At 48.9% G+C, this 20341-nt stretch carries 16 protein-coding genes; 1 reads left to right on the top strand and 15 read right to left on the bottom strand.

From position 1 onward, the window contains the following. Positions 1-90 precede the first annotated feature (90 nt). On the bottom strand, positions 91-2823 hold the full coding sequence (gene secA, locus LRP50_RS02470; RefSeq protein WP_274162911.1) for a preprotein translocase subunit SecA: 2733 nt from the start codon (positions 2821-2823) through the stop codon (positions 91-93). A 447-nt stretch (positions 2824-3270) separates the two neighbouring features. Here secA and LRP50_RS02475 point away from each other — a divergent pair, with 447 nt between their 5' ends. After that, the gene (locus LRP50_RS02475; protein WP_274162912.1) at positions 3271-3741 is read left to right on the top strand and encodes a DUF721 domain-containing protein; all 471 of its coding nucleotides are present in this window, start codon (positions 3271-3273) and stop codon (positions 3739-3741) included. Between the two features lie 72 nt (positions 3742-3813). On the opposite strand, the gene lpxC is transcribed toward LRP50_RS02475, so the two are convergent. The 14 genes from lpxC to rsmH all read right to left on the bottom strand — a co-directional run bounded on the left by lpxC (position 3814) and on the right by rsmH (position 20330). After that, positions 3814-4731 carry a UDP-3-O-acyl-N-acetylglucosamine deacetylase gene (gene lpxC / locus LRP50_RS02480; protein ID WP_028023086.1) on the bottom strand — a complete coding sequence of 306 codons (918 nt, stop codon included), beginning with the start codon at positions 4729-4731 and terminating at the stop codon, positions 3814-3816. Between the two features lie 116 nt (positions 4732-4847). Further along, the gene (gene ftsZ / locus LRP50_RS02485) at positions 4848-6026 is read right to left on the bottom strand and encodes a cell division protein FtsZ (protein ID WP_274162913.1); all 1179 of its coding nucleotides are present in this window, start codon (positions 6024-6026) and stop codon (positions 4848-4850) included. A gap of 33 nt (positions 6027-6059) precedes the next feature. After that, entirely contained in the window at positions 6060-7316 is a 1257-nt protein-coding gene (gene ftsA / locus LRP50_RS02490; protein WP_028023088.1) for a cell division protein FtsA, read from the bottom strand. Positions 7317-7333: 17 nt separating this feature from the next. After that, positions 7334-8104 (bottom strand): cell division protein FtsQ/DivIB, encoded by a 771-nt coding sequence (locus LRP50_RS02495; RefSeq protein WP_274162914.1) that lies wholly within the window; start codon positions 8102-8104, stop codon positions 7334-7336. Between the two features lie 205 nt (positions 8105-8309). Continuing rightward, the gene (gene murC / locus LRP50_RS02500; protein ID WP_274162915.1) at positions 8310-9773 is read right to left on the bottom strand and encodes a UDP-N-acetylmuramate--L-alanine ligase; all 1464 of its coding nucleotides are present in this window, start codon (positions 9771-9773) and stop codon (positions 8310-8312) included. Positions 9774-9784: 11 nt separating this feature from the next. Beyond that, a complete protein-coding gene (murG, locus tag LRP50_RS02505; RefSeq protein WP_274162916.1) occupies positions 9785-10855 on the bottom strand; it encodes an undecaprenyldiphospho-muramoylpentapeptide beta-N-acetylglucosaminyltransferase in 1071 nt (356 codons plus the stop codon). Beyond that, positions 10827-12038: a cell division protein FtsW gene (gene ftsW / locus LRP50_RS02510; protein WP_274162917.1), complete on the bottom strand. Its 1212-nt coding sequence runs from the start codon at positions 12036-12038 to the stop codon at positions 10827-10829. Before ftsW ends, murG begins: the two co-directional genes overlap by 29 nt. Further along, entirely contained in the window at positions 12035-13393 is a 1359-nt protein-coding gene (gene murD / locus LRP50_RS02515; protein ID WP_274162918.1) for a UDP-N-acetylmuramoyl-L-alanine--D-glutamate ligase, read from the bottom strand. Before murD ends, ftsW begins: the two co-directional genes overlap by 4 nt. Continuing rightward, positions 13394-14476, bottom strand: coding sequence for a phospho-N-acetylmuramoyl-pentapeptide-transferase (mraY, locus tag LRP50_RS02520; RefSeq protein WP_028023094.1), 1083 nt, complete (start codon positions 14474-14476; stop codon positions 13394-13396). Next, positions 14470-15831: a UDP-N-acetylmuramoyl-tripeptide--D-alanyl-D-alanine ligase gene (locus LRP50_RS02525; RefSeq protein ID WP_274162919.1), complete on the bottom strand. Its 1362-nt coding sequence runs from the start codon at positions 15829-15831 to the stop codon at positions 14470-14472. The genes mraY and LRP50_RS02525 overlap by 7 nt, the downstream gene beginning before the upstream one ends. Beyond that, positions 15828-17315, bottom strand: a complete 1488-nt coding sequence (gene murE / locus LRP50_RS02530; protein WP_274162920.1) for a UDP-N-acetylmuramoyl-L-alanyl-D-glutamate--2,6-diaminopimelate ligase — start codon at positions 17313-17315, stop codon at positions 15828-15830. The genes LRP50_RS02525 and murE overlap by 4 nt, the downstream gene beginning before the upstream one ends. Further along, positions 17315-19066: a penicillin-binding transpeptidase domain-containing protein gene (locus LRP50_RS02535; RefSeq protein WP_274162921.1), complete on the bottom strand. Its 1752-nt coding sequence runs from the start codon at positions 19064-19066 to the stop codon at positions 17315-17317. Before LRP50_RS02535 ends, murE begins: the two co-directional genes overlap by 1 nt. Then, complete coding sequence (gene ftsL, locus LRP50_RS02540; RefSeq protein ID WP_028023098.1) at positions 19066-19377, bottom strand: cell division protein FtsL; 312 nt, start codon at positions 19375-19377, stop codon at positions 19066-19068. Before ftsL ends, LRP50_RS02535 begins: the two co-directional genes overlap by 1 nt. Next, positions 19377-20330 carry a 16S rRNA (cytosine(1402)-N(4))-methyltransferase RsmH gene (gene rsmH / locus LRP50_RS02545; RefSeq protein WP_274162922.1) on the bottom strand — a complete coding sequence of 318 codons (954 nt, stop codon included), beginning with the start codon at positions 20328-20330 and terminating at the stop codon, positions 19377-19379. The genes ftsL and rsmH overlap by 1 nt, the downstream gene beginning before the upstream one ends. Positions 20331-20341 lie beyond the last annotated feature (11 nt).

Below are 20341 nucleotides of genomic sequence, written 5' to 3' on the forward strand. Positions count from 1 at the left end.
ACTCTCTTTCCATAAAAAAGGCCGCTAAGCGGCCTTTCGGGTGTAATGACAGATACCAAAGTCTAACCCACTCGGGTTAACTGGGTAAAATTAGTTAATTTTACCGTGGCACTGTTTGAATTTTTTACCTGAACCACATGGGCAAGGATCGTTACGACCCACTTTACGGCCATCACGAACAACAGTTTCAGAAGCGCTCTCAGATGTATTGTCTTGGCTATCATCTAGCTGGCTACCAGCATCTGCATGGCTGACTTGTTGACGACGAGCAGCTTCTTCCGCTTGCGCTCTGCGCTGCTCTTCCATGCGGTCGACTTCTTCTGGCTGTTGAACGCGAACGCGGCTCAGCGTCATCACAACGTCTGATTTCAGTGAGTCCAGCATGCCTTCAAACAGTTCAAACGACTCACGCTTGTACTCTTGTTTCGGGTTCTTCTGAGCATAGCCACGCAAGTGAATACCTTGGCGAAGGTGATCCATTGCCGCTAAGTGTTCTTTCCACAGAGTATCTAGCGTTTGAAGCATCACTGCTTTTTCGAAGTTACGCAGCGTTTCAACACCAACCGCACTCTCTTTCGAGCGGTAAACGTCGATGATGTTATTCAGAATGCGCTCACGTAGCTGTTCTTCATACAGCTTGTCGTCGTTGTCCAACCACTCTTGAAGTGGAAGCTCAACGTCAAAGTCGGCTTTCAAACGTTTTTCCAGACCTTCAATATCCCACATTTCATCAAGGGATTGAGGTGGAATGTATTGGTCAACGACATCACCGATCACATCCTCTCGGTTATGCTCAATCATCTCGCTAATGTCATTGCTTTCCATCAACTCATCACGCAGTTCGTAAACCACTTTACGCTGATCGTTAGCAACATCATCGAATTCTAGAAGCTGTTTACGAATGTCGAAGTTACGACCTTCAACTTTACGCTGTGCGTTTTCAATCGCTTTGTTCACCCATGGGTGCTCGATCGCTTCGCCCTCTTCCATACCCAGTTTCTTCATCATGTTCGATACACGGTCAGACGCAAAAATGCGCATGAGTGAATCTTCCATCGACAAGTAGAAACGACTTGAACCAGGGTCACCCTGACGACCAGAACGACCACGTAACTGGTTATCGATACGACGAGATTCGTGACGCTCAGTACCAATGATATGCAAGCCACCCGCCGCTTTCACCGCTTCATGGGTTTCACGCCATTTCGCCTTAATGTCAGCAATTTGTTGCTCAGTTGGGTTTTCCAACTTAGCCACATCAGACTGCCAGCTACCACCCAACACGATATCCGTACCACGGCCTGCCATGTTGGTTGCAATCGTCACAGCACCTGGTGAACCCGCATCAGCAACGATATCGGCTTCGTGTGCGTGGAACTTCGCATTCAATACTGCGTGTTTCACACCCGCTTCTTTCAGTGCATTTGATAGCAATTCAGATTTTTCGATAGACACTGTACCAACAAGGCTTGGCTGGCCTTTTTCGCTACGCACTTTGATGTCTTCGATAATAGCGGCGAACTTTTCACGCTCCGTCATGTAAACCTGATCCGCCATATCATCGCGAACCATTGGTTTATTGGTTGGGATAACCACGGTATCCAAACCATAAATTGACTGGAATTCGAACGCTTCCGTATCAGCTGTACCTGTCATGCCAGACAGTTTGTCGTACAAACGGAAGAAATTCTGGAAGGTGATGGATGCCAAGGTCTGGTTTTCGTTTTGGATCTTAACGCCTTCTTTAGCTTCCACCGCTTGGTGAAGGCCTTCAGACCAACGACGACCTGGCATAGTACGACCGGTGTGCTCATCGACGATGATAACTTCATTGTCTTTGACAATGTAATCAACGTCTTTTTCGAATAGTACGTGTGCACGCAACGCGGCATTGATATGGTGAAGTAATGAAATATTTGCTGGAGAGTAAAGCGTATCGTTCTCTTCCATCAATCCATTTTTCTTCAGCATATCTTCCACGAACTCTTGACCATTTTCAGTCAGGTGAGCTTGCTTAGATTTCTCATCCACAGTGAAGTGGCCTTCGCCACGATATTCTTCACTGTCTTCTTTATCTTGGCGGATTAACTGTGGGATCAACGCATTGATACGCGCATACATTTCAGAGCTGTCTTCAGCAGGGCCTGAAATGATCAGCGGCGTTCGAGCTTCATCGATAAGGATGGAATCCACTTCATCGACAACCGCGAAGTAGCGCTCGCGCTGAACACGGTCTTCAGCACGAAATGCCATGTTGTCACGAAGGTAGTCAAAACCGAATTCGTTGTTTGTTCCGTAAAGAATATCAGCTAAGTAAGCGGCTTTTTTCTCTGGCGGTGCCATATTTGGCACATTCACGCCAACGGTCATATCAAGGAATTCAAACAATGCGCGGTTGGTTTCAGCATCACGTTTCGCAAGGTAATCATTCACGGTAACAATGTGAACACCTTTACCGGTTAACGCATGCAGGTAAGCAGGCAGTGTTGCAGTGAGGGTTTTACCTTCACCCGTACGCATCTCTGCAATTTGGCCATTATTAAGCACCATGCCGCCAATCAGCTGCACGTCGAAATGGCGCATACCAAATACACGCTTAGACGCTTCGCGTACGGTTGCGAACGCTTCAGGCAAAATCACGTCAAGAGATTCACCCTGCTCGATACGCTGACGATATTCAGCGGTCTTTGCTTTTAGGTCTTCATCACTGAGTGCTTCAAACTGAGGCTCAAGATTGTTGATTTCGTTTACGACTTTACGAAGGCGGCGCAGTGTGCGGTCATTGCGGCTTCCGATTACTTTGGTGATTAGTTTCGATAACATGGCTTTGCCGTTTCTCTCATTTTTTCGCTTTAGCGTGGGAGCCAAAGCCAGGATACTGCGAGGCAGAGAAAATCAGCATGTCCCTCTGCCCAAAATTCTTTATGGGAATAATCAGCGATTATTCTTTTCGTGGTTTTGATCTTGTGCCTCGATTTATAGTTTTCAAGGCCAATGGATCATTTAATCAAACTAGATTAGCACTTAGGGCAATTATCATAAGCCATAACGGCGGCACAGCCCACTTGTAATGCGGGTCGAGTCTCGTTAGATAACAAAAATTAGAACCCGCCCAACGAGCAACGCCAAGTTAGTGCATTTTGTGTTCAATATTGGTGCATTTTATCGTCAGCAAGTTCTTTCTCTTATATCCTGTTCTGTACAACAAACTTGGTGAGAACCCTAAAGCCCTGTTACTCTTTGAGGTAGTGCCACAACCGCGAAGTGATTATGAGAGACCATAGACCAAAAGCTGCGCAAGATTTACTGGAAAATGGCCTGACAGGACAAGTCCGTCAAAGGGCGATGGTACTGTCGCAACTCAGCCAGCAAGTGAAATCACTACTTCCTCCCGCATCAGCACAACATTGCCGTGTCGCTAATTACCGCGATGGTATTCTGATCCTGGAGTGCGGTTCTTCCTCATGGGCAACGCGGCTTAACTATGACCGCCATACGTTAATGTCAGCGCTTCGTCGCGACACTTTGCCATCATTGATGACGATAGAAATAAAAGTTAACCCTGACTTGGCTCGACGTGAGCAAGCTGAAGCAGAAAAGATCGAGAAGGCGAAAGAGTGGCGGACAGTAAGCCCCGCTGCGGCAGAATGCTTGAAGATGATCGCTCAGTCAGCACCAGAGAAAGTAAGAAAGAAATTGGAAGCCATTGCAGAGCTGGCGGAGCGGAACCGCAGCAAATAGACGTTCGTTTCAAAAAAATGGCATAAAAAAACCGGCGCATTCTCGCCGGTTTTTTTTGTGTTCATGACTTGCTTAGGCTAGAACCATACCCGGCTCTGCAAATGTCACTGGCAGTGTCTGCTCGTTTTCAAATGTTGCCCATTCCCAAGCTTCTTGGTCTGCAAGCACTGCGCGAAGCAGTTGGTTATTCAACGCATGCCCTGATTTGAATGCACGCATTTCACCAATGATGTTATGTCCACACATGTACAGATCGCCAATAGCGTCTAGCACTTTGTGTTTAACCAGTTCATTGTCAAAACGCAGGCCGTCTTCGTTCAGGATGCGGTAATCATCAAGAACAATCGCACAATCGAAGCTACCGCCAAGGCACAGGTTACGTGACTGGAGGTACTCAATATCACGCATGAAACCAAAGGTTCTTGCGCGGCTAATGTCTTTGATAAACGCTTGCGAAGAAAAATCCATCACCAGATTTTGTTGCTCAGATTCAATCGCAGGGTGATTGAAATCAATCGCGAAATCTAAACGGAAACCATCATAAGGTAACAATTCAGCCCACTTGTCGCCGTCTTCGATGCGAACAGGTTTCTTAATGCGCACAAAACGTTTTGGTGCATTAAGTGTTTCAATACCCGCTGATTGCAACAAGTAGATGAATGGGCTTGCGCTACCATCCATGATTGGGATTTCTGGTGCATCTACTTCAACGATAACGTTATCGATACCCATACCAGCAAGAGCAGCATTTAAGTGCTCAACGGTAGAAATACGAACGCCATCGTCATTGACCAGTGCAGTACACAGCATGGTATCTCGAACTGACGCTGGATCTGCTGGAAAATCCACAGGAGGATTCAGGTCAGTACGGCGATAAATTACGCCGGTGTTAGCTGCCGCTGGGCGCAGGATCAATGTGACCTTACGTCCAGAGTGCAAACCCACCCCAGTCGTTTGAACAATAGTTTTTAATGTTCGTTGTCTAATCATCTGCCATTCCCAACTGAAAATCTTTTTTGCGCCTCATATCACCCATTACAGTGTCACACGAGACAAAACGGGCAGCATAATATCATGCTGCTGTACACAAACCAAGCGCCGCCTGATTAATCCGCTTGCTTACGCAAGAATGCAGGAATATCCAGATAGTCTTGCTCTTGCTTCGGCTTAGGTGCAACGTTAGATGTTTGTGGTTGAGCTGAACTTTCGAGCGCCTGTCCACTTGAAACATTTGTTGCCGCCTTTGGCGTTTCTTGCAAAGGCTGTGCCTTATTTTCCACTGGCGCTGGTTTTTGAGTTCCAGGTACCAAAGTGATGTCTGGCTTGCGCTCGTTACCAATACCAGTAGCAACTACTGTTACTCGCAATTCGTCACTCATCTCTGGATCCATCGAAGAACCGATAACCACAGTGGCATTATCTGAGGCAAAAGCCTTTACAGTGTTGCCCACAGTTTCGAATTCATCCAGTCGCATATCAAAACCAGCTGTAATATTTACGAGAACGCCTCGTGCACCAGCCAAATCGATATCTTCCAGAAGCGGACTTGAAATAGCCATTTCGGCCGCTTCTTCCGCACGGTTTTCACCGGTTGCGACGCCGCTGCCCATCATGGCATGACCCATTTCCGACATCACAGTGCGTACGTCTGCAAAGTCGACGTTAATCAAGCCAGGGCGAGTAATAAGCTCTGCAATACCTTGTACAGCGTTACGCAATACATCATTGGCTTTTGCAAAAGCATCAAGCAGCGTAATACCGCGGCCCAGTACTTTTAGAAGCTTCTCATTTGGGATGGTGATCAATGAATCAACGTGCTTAGACAGCTCTTCGATTCCTTGCTCAGCAAACGCAAGACGCTTCTTGCCTTCAAAGCTAAACGGTTTGGTAACAACAGCAACGGTAAGAATACCCAGCTCTTTTGCCACCTCAGCGATAACAGGCGCAGCACCAGTACCAGTACCACCGCCCATACCCGCTGCGATAAATACCATATCGGCACCTTCGAGCTCAGCTTTAATCGCTTCACGATCTTCCAATGCTGATTCACGGCCAACCTGTGGGTTTGCACCCGCACCAAGGCCTTTAGTGATATCACCACCGATTTGAATAACAGTACTTACTGCCGTTTTACGCAGCGCCTGAGCGTCCGTATTGATGGTGATGAACTCCACCCCTTCAATTGACTCACGCACCATGTGTTCGACTGCATTACCACCGCCGCCGCCAACACCAACGACTTTAATTACCGCGTCATTGGACATTTCCATCATCGGTTCAAACATGTGTTCTCTCCGTCATTCCTGTTCGCATCAGGTTTAAAATTCTTTCTTGATCCAGCCACTAAACTTACTGAACATTCCTGATACAGTACGTTTAGGCTCTGGCTCGCTCGTTTCGTTCAATAGATTGTCTTTGCCGTAGTGTAATAAACCTACCGCAGTAGCGTGATATGGTGCATTGACGTAATCCGTCAATCCTGTCACGCCAGACGGAAGACCCACGCGGACTTGGTTTTGGAATACGCGCTCTGCACATTCCACCAATCCTTGCATTTGTGCAGCACCGCCCGTCAGGACTACACCTGCGGCCAATTGATGCTTCACACCTTGTGCGCGTAATCGTTCCTGCACACGTTCCAATTCATGCTGCACCAACCCCAACAATTCACTGCAACGTGGCTCAATGACTTCAGCCAATGTTTGACGCTGTAGGCTTCTCGAAGGACGCCCACCGACGCTCGGCACATTGACCTTCGCATCTTTATTCACTAGCTCACCTAGCGCACACCCGTGTTTCACTTTGATTTTCTCTGCGTCACTCAAAGGTGTGCCGAATGCATAGGCGATATCACTAGTGATTACATTACCTGCGTATGGAATCACCGCTGCATGACGCAGCGCACCACCAGTCCATACTGCAATGTCCATGGTTCCGCCGCCGATATCGACGACGCAAACACCTAATTCTCTTTCATCTGCGGTGATCACCGCATGGCTCGCTGCCAACCCAGAAAAAATTAACTGGTCAACTTTCAGGCCACATCGCTCTACCGCTTTTTCAATATTACGCGCCGTATCGTTGTGGCAGGTGATCAGGTGTACGCTGGCTTCCATTCGAACGCCAGAAAGCCCAACTGGGTTTTTGATCCCTTCTTGGTAATCAATTTTGTATTCTTGAGGGATCACGTGCAGCACACGCTGTTCATCACTAATTTTTACAGATTTCGCAGTATGGATAACCATATCTACGTCATCTTGGGTCACTTCTTCATCCGAAATCGTGCCCATCCCGCGTTCAGTTAAACAATGAATGTGCTTACCTGACAGCGATAAAAATACAGAATGGATCTTACAGTCAGACATCATTTCTGCGCCGTTGACTGCTCGTTCAACCGATTTCACGACGGATTCAAGGTCATTGACGCCACCTTTATCCATCCCCTGAGACGGTGTTGTACCTACACCCAGCACATTCACTGCGCCATCAGGCAATATCTCACTGACTAACACTGAGACTTTCGATGTCCCGATGTCTAATCCAACAATCAGTGGTCTGTCAGTTGCTTGCTTCATTCCATCTACTCTTAGGCTTACTCTTCACTGAGCGCTTGTTCTGGAGCTTTCCAGCCCACAGCGGCACCAGTGTCATAGCGCAAATCTACGTATTGAATATCTCGTCCCGTGGCGTTCATATCATCAAACACATCCACAAAACGATGTAATCTTTCTTGTCTCGACTCTCGGCCTAACTCAATCCGAATTCCGTCTTGTGTGACTATTCGCCAAGAGCGGCGATCATTCAACGCCAAGGCTGCAATATTAAGATGGGTTGGTTGCAATATGTCACGCATTTCACGCCATGCATCCAACACTTCCTTCTCGCTCCCTTCTGGGCCATGTAATGACACCAGGCCTTTCTCTTTAACGTCGTCAGGACTTGCGCTAAACGCAATGCCACCTACATCCAGCAATTGGGATCCATTCCAGACTGCTTGAGGTGTGTATTCAGTCACATCAACTTTTAATGTATCTGGCCATTGCTTACGAACCGCCACATTGGCAACCCAAGGCAAAGCCGAAATTGCACCATGAATATCATCCACGTCTTGCAACATGAAACTTTGCAAAGGCCCTATTTGAAGAACAGCATTTCTGACCTCTACCGACGACAGATGCGTTAATTCACCCTGTACAACAATTTGGGACAATGGCAGTTGTTTTTCATCACCCATCCAACTCAGGACTCGGAGCAACAACCAAAGAATCGCCAAAATGACAAACACCAAAAACACCAGCCCCCCCCAATGTTCTCTTAACATTGAAGGTTGAGCCGGTATGTCATTCGCGGTCACATCTGTCATTTCAGGCTATTGCCTCGCCTCTATTGGGCAACCTGTCGCTTCGCTATACAAAGCCGACCGGATTATAACGGTCAGTTTGACAGGTCACCAAGCCTTGTTGGCGCATAAGTGATAAAGCTGAGATCAAATACATGCAAAACGTGCAAAATCAGGTTAAAAATTAGACATTACCCGTCATGACGCATTGCAACACGTGCAATCATGCTTATATCTGTGCGTTCAGCGCTTTTTTATCTAGTTTCATTTCAGCCAGTTTTCTAGCCACTTTACCAATATCTCCAGCGCCTTGTGTCAAAACTAAGTCACCAGATTGCAACACTGCACCCAGCGCTGCTGGCAATGCGTCTACGTCCGAAACGAAGATAGGATCGATCTTGCCGCGCCCACGTAAAGTGCGGCAAAGGCTACGACCGTCCGCCCCCGCGATCGGGGTTTCTCCCGCGGAGTAAACATCCAACATCAACAACACATCGACGTTTTCTAATACGTTGGCGAAGTCATCATACAAATCACGTGTGCGGCTGTATCTGTGTGGCTGGAACACCATCACAAGACGGTTATCCGGCCAACCAGCGCGTGCCGCTTGAATCGTTACATCCACTTCACTTGGGTGATGACCATAATCATCAACCAGCAAGGCTTCGCCGTCATCAACAGGGAACAGTCCGAGTTGATCAAAGCGACGTCCCGTGCCTTCAAAGTTCACAAGTGCACGCCAAATTGCTTCATCTTCTACGCCATCTTCTGTTGCCACAGCAACGGCGGCAGCTGCATTCAACGCATTGTGACGACCAGGAATATTAAGCTCGATATTTAAATCAGGCTTGCCTATGCGACGAATGGTAAAAATGCCTTTTTGACCTTCTTGACGGTAGTCTCGAAGTTGTACGTCTGCATCGTCAGAAAAACCATAGGTGATCACCTGACGGCCAATCAACGGGATAATTTCTCTGACAACCTCGTCATCAATACACATTACCGCTTGTCCGTAAAACGGCAGTTTGTGCAAGAAATCGATAAAAGTTTGCTTTAAGTTATCGAAGTTACCGCCGTAGGTGTCCATGTGGTCTGCTTCGATATTGGTCACAATTGCAACCATCGGCTGCAAGTGAAGGAAAGACGCGTCGCTTTCATCCGCCTCGGCAATTAAATAGCGGCTGCAGCCTAAACGTGCGTTCGTGCCAGCACTTTTTACCAAGCCACCGTTCACAAACGTTGGATCAAGCCCTGCTTCTTGGTAGATCAAGGTCGTCAGTGCCGTGGTCGTGGTTTTACCGTGTGTACCTGCAACAGCAATACCATGGCGATAGCGCATCAATTCCGCCAGCATTTCAGCTCGGCGAACCACAGGAATACGTGCCGCTTTTGCCGCAACCAGTTCAGGGTTGTCTTGCTGGATAGCCGTTGATACCACCACCACACTTGCGCCGTTCACATTGGTTTCTGCGTGACCAAAGAAAACCTTGGCTCCTTTACTTTCGAGACGCTGAGTGACTGGGTTTTCCGATAAATCAGAACCCGACACATCATAACCTTCATTCAACAGTACTTCGGCAATGCCGCACATTCCCGCGCCGCCAATACCGACGAAGTGAATACGCTTAACACGGCGCATCTCTGGCACCATGGTTCTGATTTTTTCTAACTGATGACTATCAAACTTGCCCATCACTTGTTCTCTTATTTCGCTACGTCTTTGATGACAGCAGCTACACGCGCTGCCGCATCGGTAATCGCTGCGCGTTTCGCAGCGTGTGCCATTGTCATCAACGACTGTGAATCTAGGTGCTCTAACGCCGATGCTAGCTTTTCAGCGGTCAAATCGGGTTGTTCTATCATGATGGCTGCACCATCTTGTACTAAATGTTCTGCGTTCAATGCCTGTTGGCGGTCTTTATGTTGAAACGGGACAAATATCGACGGAACGCCCGCCGCAGACACTTCAGAAACCGTTAATGCTCCTGAGCGGCAAATCAATACGTCTGCCCAGTCATATGCCTCTGCAACGTCATCAATAAACTCAGTGACATCTGCGTTTTCAATCTTTGCCCGCGCAAAACGATTGAGCGTATCTGCTTGGTTGCCTTTACCCGCTTGATGGCGAACAAACACATCGCGTTTTAGCAATGCCAGTGCCTCTGGCACGGTGTGATTAAGAATGCGAGCGCCTTGACTGCCCCCCATCACGAGAATATTCAGCGGTGTCCCATCTTGATAAGGCACTGCGTCACGCAGTTCGCACACATCTTTTCGTACTGGATTCCCCACCACTTCCGCGTTAGGAAATGCGCCAGGAAACGCTTGCAACACACGCTTAGCAATTTTAGCTAGCCATTGATTGGTTAATCCTGCGACCGCATTCTGTTCATGCAAGACCACAGGAATACCACTCAACCATGCCGCTAAGCCACCTGGACCACTCACATATCCCCCCATACCGAGTACGGCATCAGGCTGAAATTGTTGAATATGTTTACGCGCTTGCAGTACGGCATTTATTACCATCCAGGGGGCGAGAAGTTTACGCGCAAAGCCTGAACCACGCAGCCCCTTTACTTCAATAAAGTCGATCTCAATGCCATGTTTAGGCACCAAATCGGCCTCCATTCTGTCTGCGGTGCCTAACCAGCGAATTTTCCAGCCCTGCTGCTGCAGTTCATTGGCAACCGCCAACCCCGGGAAAACATGACCGCCAGTCCCTCCAGCCATCACTAATAATTTCTTATGTTTTCGTTCGTTTTCGTTTTTCATGGGTCACTATTCGTTGGTGCGCCTGAGAGGTCTCTAAACGGTATTCATAATCAATGCGAAGAAGAATGGCGACCGCTGTCGACATAATAAATAAACTGGAACCACCATAACTTACCAGTGGTAAGGTCAAACCTTTCGTTGGCACAATCCCCGCCGCAGCGCCAACATTGACAAGGGCCTGAAACGCAAACCAAATACCGATGCCAAACGCGAGAAACCCACCAAATAGTTGATTAGCCTCAAGACAGCGCTTACCGATAAACAGCGCGCGGAAAACCAACGCAAACACCATCAACAGCACCGCAACAACGCCGACTAACCCTAATTCTTCAGCAAGCACAGCAATAACAAAGTCAGTATGCGCTTCGGGCAAGTATTCAAGCTTTTGAATGGAATTGCCCAATCCCTGCCCCCACCAATCTCCTCGACCAAACGCCATAAGAGATTGGGTTAGCTGATAGCCGCTACCAAAGGGGTCTTGCCATGGGTCTAAAAACGACGTGACACGCGCTACGCGGTAAGGCTCCGCGACAATCAGCAAACCCACCAGCCCTAGTCCACTAAAGAGCAGCACGCCAAACTGCCAGAGTTTAGCGCCAGCAATGAACAACATGCCAATGGTGGTGACAAACATGACGACCACAGAGCCCAAATCTGGTTGTAGCAGCAACAAGCCAGCAATAATAACCAACACAGCGAGCGGCTTAAGGAACCCCGTATAGCTTTCTCGTACCTCACCATGTCGGCGAACGAGATAACCTGCGATGAACAAAAAGAGGGACAGTTTCGCCACTTCTGCAGGCTGAAGGTTAATCACACCTAACGGTAGCCAGCGTACCGCGCCGTTAACCGAACGCCCCACCACCAAAACCGCAACCAGCAACCCCAGTGAGATAAACAGCATGGGAATACTGAGTTGTTGCCAACGAGCCAGTGGGATTTGCAACGCCATAGCGGCAATGATTAGCGCACCGATGAGGTACACTCCCTGACGCATCGCAAAATAGAATGGCTGATCAACCAAGCGAGTCGACACTGGAATTGAGGCAGACGAAACCATGATCAGGCCCACCATCATTAATCCAAACGAGAGCCAAACAAGGTGTCTGTCGTACAAAGCAGTGGGCGCTGGTCGCGACAACCAACGCAAGACACGCATGTCTTCCCACTTCGCACTCATCATTCTGCCACTGTCTCCTTGGCGTTATATTCGGTAATGGTTTTGGCATACTCAGCAAACGTATCGCCACGTACCATAAAGTTGGTGAACTGATCGAAACTCGCGCACGCTGGCGATAGCAAAACCATGTCTCCGGATTTTGCCGCCTCTGCTGCGATGTCCATGGCTTGCTGCATGGTTTCAACCACCACAGGTGAAGAGACTAAGTTCGAAAATGCTTGTCTATCTCGACCATAGCAATACAAAGTCACATCCAATGCGGCAAGCACGGGCTTCAATGATGAAAACTCTGCGCCTTTGCCGTCACCCCCAACAAGAAGATGTAGCTTACCGGGCAATTGAAGACCATCCAACGCTGCCAAAGTACTCGCAGGGTTTGTCGCCTTAGAATCGTTGACCCATAAAACACCGCGATGTTCCAATACCTGTTGGCAACGGTGAGGCAAACCACAATATTCGCGCATTGCCTGACATTGCGCCGCTCGGTCAATCCCGACCGCATCGGCGAGCGCCATTGAAGCAAGACAATTAGCCACATTGTGACGACCAACCAACGCAATGTCAGACACCGCCATAATAGGCTCGCCTTTTGCCGTCAACCACTCAGCACCCTGATGAAGAGTGAGTGTGTACTCACCTTGTGAGAAACCAAAACTTTCAGCGCATTGGTTAGCTGGCGCTTGTGTCTGAATATCATCTTGATTCCATACAGCAAGCTGAGTTTGATCATAGATACGCAGCTTCGCTTGTCGGTAATCATCCATACCGTCATAGCGATCCATGTGGTCTTCTGACAAATTCAAAAATACAGACGCAGTCATGTCGAGTGACGACGTGGTTTCTAATTGAAAGCTAGAGAGTTCCAATACATAGAGATCATGGTCATATGCCAACATATCCAACGCGGCAAAACCTATATTGCCGCCCACACCGACATTCACGCCCGCCGCCTTCGCCATTTCACCGACAAGGCTGGTGACAGTGCTTTTACCGTTGGAGCCGGTAATACCAATCACTGGCGCTGTCACATCCCGCGCAAACAATTCAATATCACCAACAATCTCGATGCCTTTTTCTGCCGCTGCTTTGAGTTCGGGAGTTGCCAATGCAATACCTGGGCTCGCAACGATAAGATCGGCATCAAGAAGCCATGCCATATTCCAACCACCAGCATGAAGATCCACGTTAGGTGGCAGCTTGTCAGCGCCCGGCGGATTATCTCGGGTATCTATGACACGAATGCTTGCGTTATCCGATTTCGCGACCAGATGGTTCACGACAGAGAGCCCAGTCATACCAAGCCCTATCACCACAACGTGCTTGTTCTCAGCGCTTTTGCTCGTGGCGTCAGTCTTCATTTAGCGCACCTTCAACGTCGCAAGGCCAATCAGCACAAGCATCAAGGTAATAATCCAAAAACGAACAATCACTCGTGGTTCAGGCCAGCCTTTCAACTCATAGTGATGATGGATAGGCGCCATGCGGAAAATACGTTGTCCGCGCAGTTTGTAAGAACCCACCTGCAAAATCACAGACAAGGTTTCCATCACAAACACACCGCCCATGATCACAAGCAAGAATTCTTGACGTACCAACACAGCAATAGTGCCTAGCGCACCACCCAGTGCAAGTGAGCCCACATCGCCCATAAAGACTTGTGCTGGATAGGTGTTAAACCATAAAAATCCCAGGCCAGCGCCGACAATTGCCGCACAAACCACCACCAGTTCACCCGCATCTTTGATATAAGGGATATGCAGGTATTCGGCGAAGTTAACGTTGCCTGTTGCCCACGCGATGAATGCAAAACCACTCGCGACCATCACAGTCGGCATAATGGCAAGGCCATCCAGACCATCGGTGAGATTAACCGCGTTGCTAGTGCCAACAATCACGAAGTAGGTAAACACCACGTAGAACAGGCCCAGCTGCGGCATCACATCTTTAAAGAAAGGCACAACTAGCTGAGTAGCGGCGGTATCTTTGCCGTAAGCATACAGCGCAAACGCCACGACCAAAGCGATGGCAGATTGCCAGAAGTACTTCCAACGCGCGATAAGACCATCGGTGTTCTTACGCACTACTTTGCGATAATCATCGACAAAACCAATGGCGCCATAACCTAAAGTGACAAACAACACCGCCCAAACATACGGGTTGGACAAATCAGCCCACAGCAGCACAGTGACGGTAATCGCAGTGAGGATCATCAATCCGCCCATTGTCGGCGTTCCGCGCTTGCTGAAGTGAGATTCAGGGCCTTCGTTGCGAACCACCTGGCCAATCTGCAACATCTGCAAACGGGCGATCAATCGCGGCCCCATCCAAAGGGAAAGCACCAAAGCGGTCAACACACTGAGAATGGCGCGAAACGTCAGGTAATCAAATAGCCTGAAGAAGGGAATGTGCTGGGCAAGAATATCCGATAGCCAATCTAGCATGACGCGCTCTCCTCGATTGCTGCTACCACTTCTGACATTTTCATTCCGTTGGCCCCTTTGACCAAAACGGATACTTCACGTTTTGTTTTCATGAGTTCTACTACATGCGCCATCAGGGCGTCTTTGTTTTCAAAATGTTGACCACCGCAACGAGCACTGATAGCTTCGCTGGCTGGCCCATGAGTGATCACGGTTTGAATGGAGGCTTGGCTAAGATGGTCTGCCACTTCTTGGTGTACCGCCGCAGAGTGTTCTCCCATCTCTCCCATGTCGGCTAAAACGATAACCTTATCGCCCGCAAAGCTATCTAGTAAATCTATAGCGGCTTTCATGGCGGCAAGGCTGGCGTTGTAACTGTCGTCGATCAGGCGAAGTCCCGGACGCGGGAAGCTTATCGCGCCTCGGCCCTTAACAGGCGACACGGAAGCGAGACCACGCGCCACATCATCCATGGTGACACCATCAACATTCAGTGCCGCTATGGTTGCCAATATCGCGTTCGCGACATTATGTTGTCCGGGTAAATTCACAAACAAAGGATAAACACCCTCGTTCGTCACTAAATCAAACTCGAAACAACCGTTGTCAGTTTGTCGAATATTCTCAGGACGGTAGTCAGCATCTTTTCCTGAAACCGTCATGGTAAGTAACTGCTTACTTTTCAGTGCGTCACCCCAACGTTCACCACCGAAACTATCGAGGTTAACAATCGCCAGCGCGCCATCTTCCAGACCTTCGAAGATTTCGCCTTTGGCTTTAGCCACACCGTCTAGCGAACCGAAACCTTCAAGATGGGCGGCCGCTAAGTTCGTCACCATCGCAATGTCTGGCTTAACCAACTGTGTGGTATAAGCAATTTCTCCGATGTGATTCGCACCCAGCTCAATCACAGCAAATGTGTCTGAAGGCGTTAAACGCAGCAAGGTTAAAGGTACACCGATGTCGTTATTGAAATTACCCGCGGTATACAAGGTTTGCCCTTGTTGAGATAAAATCGCCGCCAACATTTCTTTTACCGTGGTTTTGCCACAACTGCCTGTTAGCGCAATGGTTTTCACATCGCACTGGGCTTTAACCCAAGCACCAAGTTGACCCAATGCCAGTTTGGTGTCTTTAACCACCAACTGTGGCAAGTCAGAGTCTACTGGTGTCGACACCAACAATGCAGAAGCACCATTGGCTTTTGCGGTATCGATAAAGTCATGCGCATCGAAACGCTCACCCACCAGCGCCACAAACAGAGCGCCTTCACCGAGTGAACGTGTATCGGTTGATACGGCATTGATGATGACGTCTTCACCTTGCAGGTCAGCCGCTAAAACAGACTGCAACGTTTGCAGCGAAACCGGGATCATCCCTTTACCTCCAGCAGATCGCGAACCGTTTCACGATCGGAATAATGAACTGTACCTGTGGCCAATACTTGGTAGTCTTCGTGGCCTTTCCCGGCCACCAGAATCACATCATCTTCTGACGCGTTTTCAAAAGCATAGCGACACGCTTCCGCGCGGTCATGAAGAATAACGGCTTTCTCTGGCGAGGCCATGCCCTTGAGCATATCGGCAACAATGCTTTCTGGAGGTTCCGAGCGAGGATTATCGTCCGTTAAAATGGCGACATCGGCGAGACGCTCTGCAATCTCAGCCATCATTGGACGTTTGCCCGTGTCTCTGTCGCCACCACAACCAAACAGACACCACAACTTACCGTCGCAATGACGGCGCAGTGCATGAAGTGCTTTTTCTAGGGCGTCGGGCGTATGAGCATAATCAACAACTAACATGGGTTTGTCAGCGTGATGAAAGACTTCCATTCGACCGATAACGGCTTGAAGTTGTGGGGCGACATCCAGAAGAGTGGCTTTGTCGTACCCCAGACCGAGCAATGTTGCCAAGCTCAGTAGCAAATTCATCACATTGAATTCACCCACCAAAGGCGCAGTGAATTCTCCTTCCCCCCACGATGAGGAGAAAGCGATGGTCACACCACTGGTCGCATAGGTCACATCCGTCAACCAGAGTTTTTTGCCTTGATGGGCACTGACTGTATGTTCTGACATAGAGACAGCAACGGCTTCAGGCATATTTCGCACCCAATCCGCGCCAATAGGATCATCTACATTAATCACTGGCACTGGTGAGCCATAATGCGTAAACAAACGCAGTTTGGCCTCAGCGTAGGCTTCCATCGTGCCATGATAATCAAGGTGATCACGGCTGAGATTGGTGAAGATCGCCGCATCGAAAGAGACAGCTTTCACGCGATCTTGCACTAAACCATGCGAAGACACTTCCATTGCCACATGGGTCGCCCCTTGGCCTTTAAACTGTGCGAATTGCTGCTGGATATCCAACGCACTGCCCGTGGTATTCGGCGCGGCTTCGAGTGACGACAGGAAACCGTTCCCTGTGGTCCCCATAACCGCTGCTTTCCCACCCAACAAATCAATCCATTGGGCAATCAACTGGCTGACTGTTGTCTTACCGTTTGTGCCGGTAATACCGATCGTCGTCATCGCAAGGCTTGGTGCCTGATAAAAGCGTGCGGCGATATCTGATAACGTAGATTTTAGGTGGGGAAAAGCCACTACAGGAACATCAGCGTGGAGTGAAACCCCAAACTGCCCGCTGGTATCGCCTTCATCGGCAATAATCGCGACAGCACCTGCGGCAATAGCGTCAGGAATATAACGACGCGCGTCCAAGCTATGCCCTTGAACGGCAACAAACACATCACCATGAACTATCTGGCGATTATCCAGTTTCAAACCGGAAATTTTGATATCTGGCGCAGCGTCAAACCACGGCGCTAGAAGTTCTTTAAAGCTGGTATTCGGCATCAGTTTTGCCTGTCCGTTTTAGCAATCTGTAACGAGGGTTGCTGAGCGTCCGGTGCAATATTTAATATCTGCAACGCGCTCTTCATTACGTCTGAAAACACAGGGGCCGCAACCTGACCACCGTAGTATTTGTCGCCTTGCGGTTCATTGATCACAACCACGATAGCGATGCGCGGATTGCTGATGGGTGCGATCCCCGCTGTATAACCAATATATTCATCACCATAGCCGCCGGCGACAGCCACTTTTGCTGTACCGGTTTTAGCACCAACACGATAGCCTTCCACTGCGGCCCTTCTCGCACTGCCACCTTCCTGGGTAACGGCTTCAAGCATGTCTAGCACCTTGCGGGTGTTTTCACGGGAAGCAACTTGCTTGCCCGGCACAACCGCTTCGGTTTTCAAAATCGACAGCGGGCGATTTACACCTAATCCACCAAGAACGGCATAGGCGCGAACCAATTGCGCAGGGGTAATAGATAATCCGTAACCAAACGAAAGCGTCGCACGCTCAAAGTCAGACCAACGACGGCGGTTAGGGTATAAGCCGAACGACTCACCAATCAGGTTCACACCAGTAGCATCACCAATGCCAAAACTGCTGTAAAGGCCAAGCAAGGCTTCAACTGGCATAGAGAGCGAAAGTTTACTGACGCCGATATTACTGGATTTTTGAAGAATTTTTCGAAGGTCGGCCTTGCCCGCTTTGGACACATCACGCACTCGTGCACCACCAATGGACATCACGCCATTGCCGGTATCAATGATAGTGTTTTCATCTGCAACGCCATTCTCAAGCGCAGCTAATACCACCAAAGGTTTGATGGTTGAGCCCGGCTCAAAAACGTCTGTGATAGCGCGGTTACGCATTTTAAAACTTTTGAGATCAGCGCGATTATTAGGGTTGTATGACGGGGCATTGACCATGGCTAACACTTCGCCAGTGCGCACATCCACCATCACCAACGATCCCGATGTTGCTCGATAGTCTGCAACCGCTTGCTTGATGGCGCGATAGGAAATGGCTTGAAGGCGCTGATCGATGCTCAACTGCAGCGGCTTACCTTCTTCTTTGGCTTCCAAAGAAATGTTTTCCACCACACGACCGTATCTGTCTTTGCGCACGGTGCGACGACCTGGTTCACCACTAAGCCAACCATCATAGCCTCGCTCAATGCCTTCTAGGCCGCGACCATCGATACCAGTGACGCCAACTAAGTGAGCACTAACCTCTCCGGTTGGATAAAAACGGCGAGATTCATCGTTCATACCAATGCCCGGCAGTTTCAGTCCTGCCACATAATTGGCGACAGCAGGGCCAACTTGGCGCTGAAGATAGATGAAGCGCTTATTGCGGTTCTTTTCAATGCGAGTGAGCATCTTCTCACGATCTAGCCCCAGTACATCAGCTAGCGCATACCAGCGATCTTTTTCTTTCAGGCCCCCGTTTTTATAAACGGTGACGGGGTCAACGTAGACCGCTTCAACAGGCACACTTACTGCCAGAGATTCATCATTTCTGTCAGTGATCATACCGCGGGAAGAATGGAGGGCTTTGACGCGAACAGAACGCAAATCGCCTTCATAACGAAGGCGATCAGGCTCTATCACTTGAATATAAGCAGCACGAGATATCAGGGCAACCAAAGCGAAAGAAATACACACGCAAACCGTCACGAAACGCCACTTAATCAGTGTTGGCGCTGGCTTCTTGGCGCGTTGATTCGTTGGTTTGTTCTTTCCCTTAAACACTATTGACTCACTATGATTTCACGTCTGCTGTCAGGACGAATCATGTCCTGATCATTCCGTGCCATGGACTCGACACGGCTATGTTCCGATAATGCATGTTCTTCGAGGATCTGATTTCGCCACTCAACCTCAAGCCTTTCTCGCTCCATCAATAACCGATCTTGATGGGCAATTTCAGTGCGTGTTTTTTGCGTAACATACACCACAGATAACGCGGAAAGCAGCACCAGTACCAGCAACACCAATGGCACCTTACCCACAGTGGTAAGGTCATGAAATATTTGCTTAGTCAGACCCGGTGCGCGTTCCATTAGTCACCTAATTTTTCAGCTACTCGCAACACTGAACTGCGAGAACGTGTATTGTCTGAAACTTCACCATCGCTTGGTTTAAGTGCTTTACCTACAGGCTTCATCTTTGCACTGCCCAATGCACGAATTTGCTCTTCTGTCAGCGGCAAACCATGAGGCACAGTTGGCCCCTTGCTTTGTTTACGAATAAATTGCTTCACCAAGCGATCTTCCAAAGAATGGAAGCTAATCACCGATAAACGCCCTTCCGGCGCAAGGATGTTCAATGCACCTTGCAATGCGGTTTCGATTTCATCCAACTCGCTGTTGATGTAAATACGAATTGCCTGAAAGCTGCGCGTCGCTGGGTGTTTTTTTCTGTCTCTCGACGGAGCGACATTAGCAATCAGCTTGGCCAGTTGCAGCGTGCGAGTCAGAGGCTCTTTTTCCTCATCTTCACGATGTTCAACAATGGCGCGAGCAATACGCTTAGCGAAACGCTCTTCACCAAAGACTTTCAATACCCACGCAATATCATCTGCGTCAGCTTCTTGAAGCCATTGAGCCGCTGAAATACCGGATGTTGGGTCCATGCGCATGTCCAACGGACCGTCACGCATAAAGCTGAAACCACGCTCTGCATCATCAAGTTGAGGCGATGAAACGCCTAGATCCAACAAAACACCATTGATCTTTCCGCTCAAACCTAACTCTTCAACATATTGCTGAATACCAGAGAAAGGGCCTTGAATGATATTAAAACGCGGATCATCAATGTTGCCCGCTTCAGCAATCGCCTGAGGATCACGATCAATACTGTAAAGACGAGAATTCTCATCTAAACGTGACAAGATCTCGCGGGTGTGACCACCACGTCCAAACGTACCATCGATATAAATACCGTTAGGCTTGAGAGCTAGACCCTCAATGGATTCGTGGAGAAGGACGGAAATATGTGAAAACTGCTCTGACATAATCTTGGGTA

This window comes from Enterovibrio gelatinilyticus, from assembly GCF_028683095.1.
In the GTDB taxonomy this organism is placed as follows: Bacteria; Pseudomonadota; Gammaproteobacteria; order Enterobacterales; family Vibrionaceae; genus Enterovibrio; species Enterovibrio gelatinilyticus.

Coding starts and splice junctions, on each gene's coding strand:
- secA (WP_274162911.1), bottom strand. CDS start 2,823: ATGTTATCGAAACTAATCACCAAAGTAATCGGAAGCCGCAATGACCGC.
- LRP50_RS02475 (WP_274162912.1), top strand. CDS start 3,271: ATGAGAGACCATAGACCAAAAGCTGCGCAAGATTTACTGGAAAATGGC.
- lpxC (WP_028023086.1), bottom strand. CDS start 4,731: ATGATTAGACAACGAACATTAAAAACTATTGTTCAAACGACTGGGGTG.
- ftsZ (WP_274162913.1), bottom strand. CDS start 6,026: ATGTTTGAACCGATGATGGAAATGTCCAATGACGCGGTAATTAAAGTC.
- ftsA (WP_028023088.1), bottom strand. CDS start 7,316: ATGAAGCAAGCAACTGACAGACCACTGATTGTTGGATTAGACATCGGG.
- LRP50_RS02495 (WP_274162914.1), bottom strand. CDS start 8,104: ATGACAGATGTGACCGCGAATGACATACCGGCTCAACCTTCAATGTTA.
- murC (WP_274162915.1), bottom strand. CDS start 9,773: ATGGGCAAGTTTGATAGTCATCAGTTAGAAAAAATCAGAACCATGGTG.
- murG (WP_274162916.1), bottom strand. CDS start 10,855: ATGAAAAACGAAAACGAACGAAAACATAAGAAATTATTAGTGATGGCT.
- ftsW (WP_274162917.1), bottom strand. CDS start 12,038: ATGATGAGTGCGAAGTGGGAAGACATGCGTGTCTTGCGTTGGTTGTCG.
- murD (WP_274162918.1), bottom strand. CDS start 13,393: ATGAAGACTGACGCCACGAGCAAAAGCGCTGAGAACAAGCACGTTGTG.
- mraY (WP_028023094.1), bottom strand. CDS start 14,476: ATGCTAGATTGGCTATCGGATATTCTTGCCCAGCACATTCCCTTCTTC.
- LRP50_RS02525 (WP_274162919.1), bottom strand. CDS start 15,831: ATGATCCCGGTTTCGCTGCAAACGTTGCAGTCTGTTTTAGCGGCTGAC.
- murE (WP_274162920.1), bottom strand. CDS start 17,315: ATGCCGAATACCAGCTTTAAAGAACTTCTAGCGCCGTGGTTTGACGCT.
- ftsL (WP_028023098.1), bottom strand. CDS start 19,377: ATGGAACGCGCACCGGGTCTGACTAAGCAAATATTTCATGACCTTACC.
- rsmH (WP_274162922.1), bottom strand. CDS start 20,330: ATGTCAGAGCAGTTTTCACATATTTCCGTCCTTCTCCACGAATCCATT.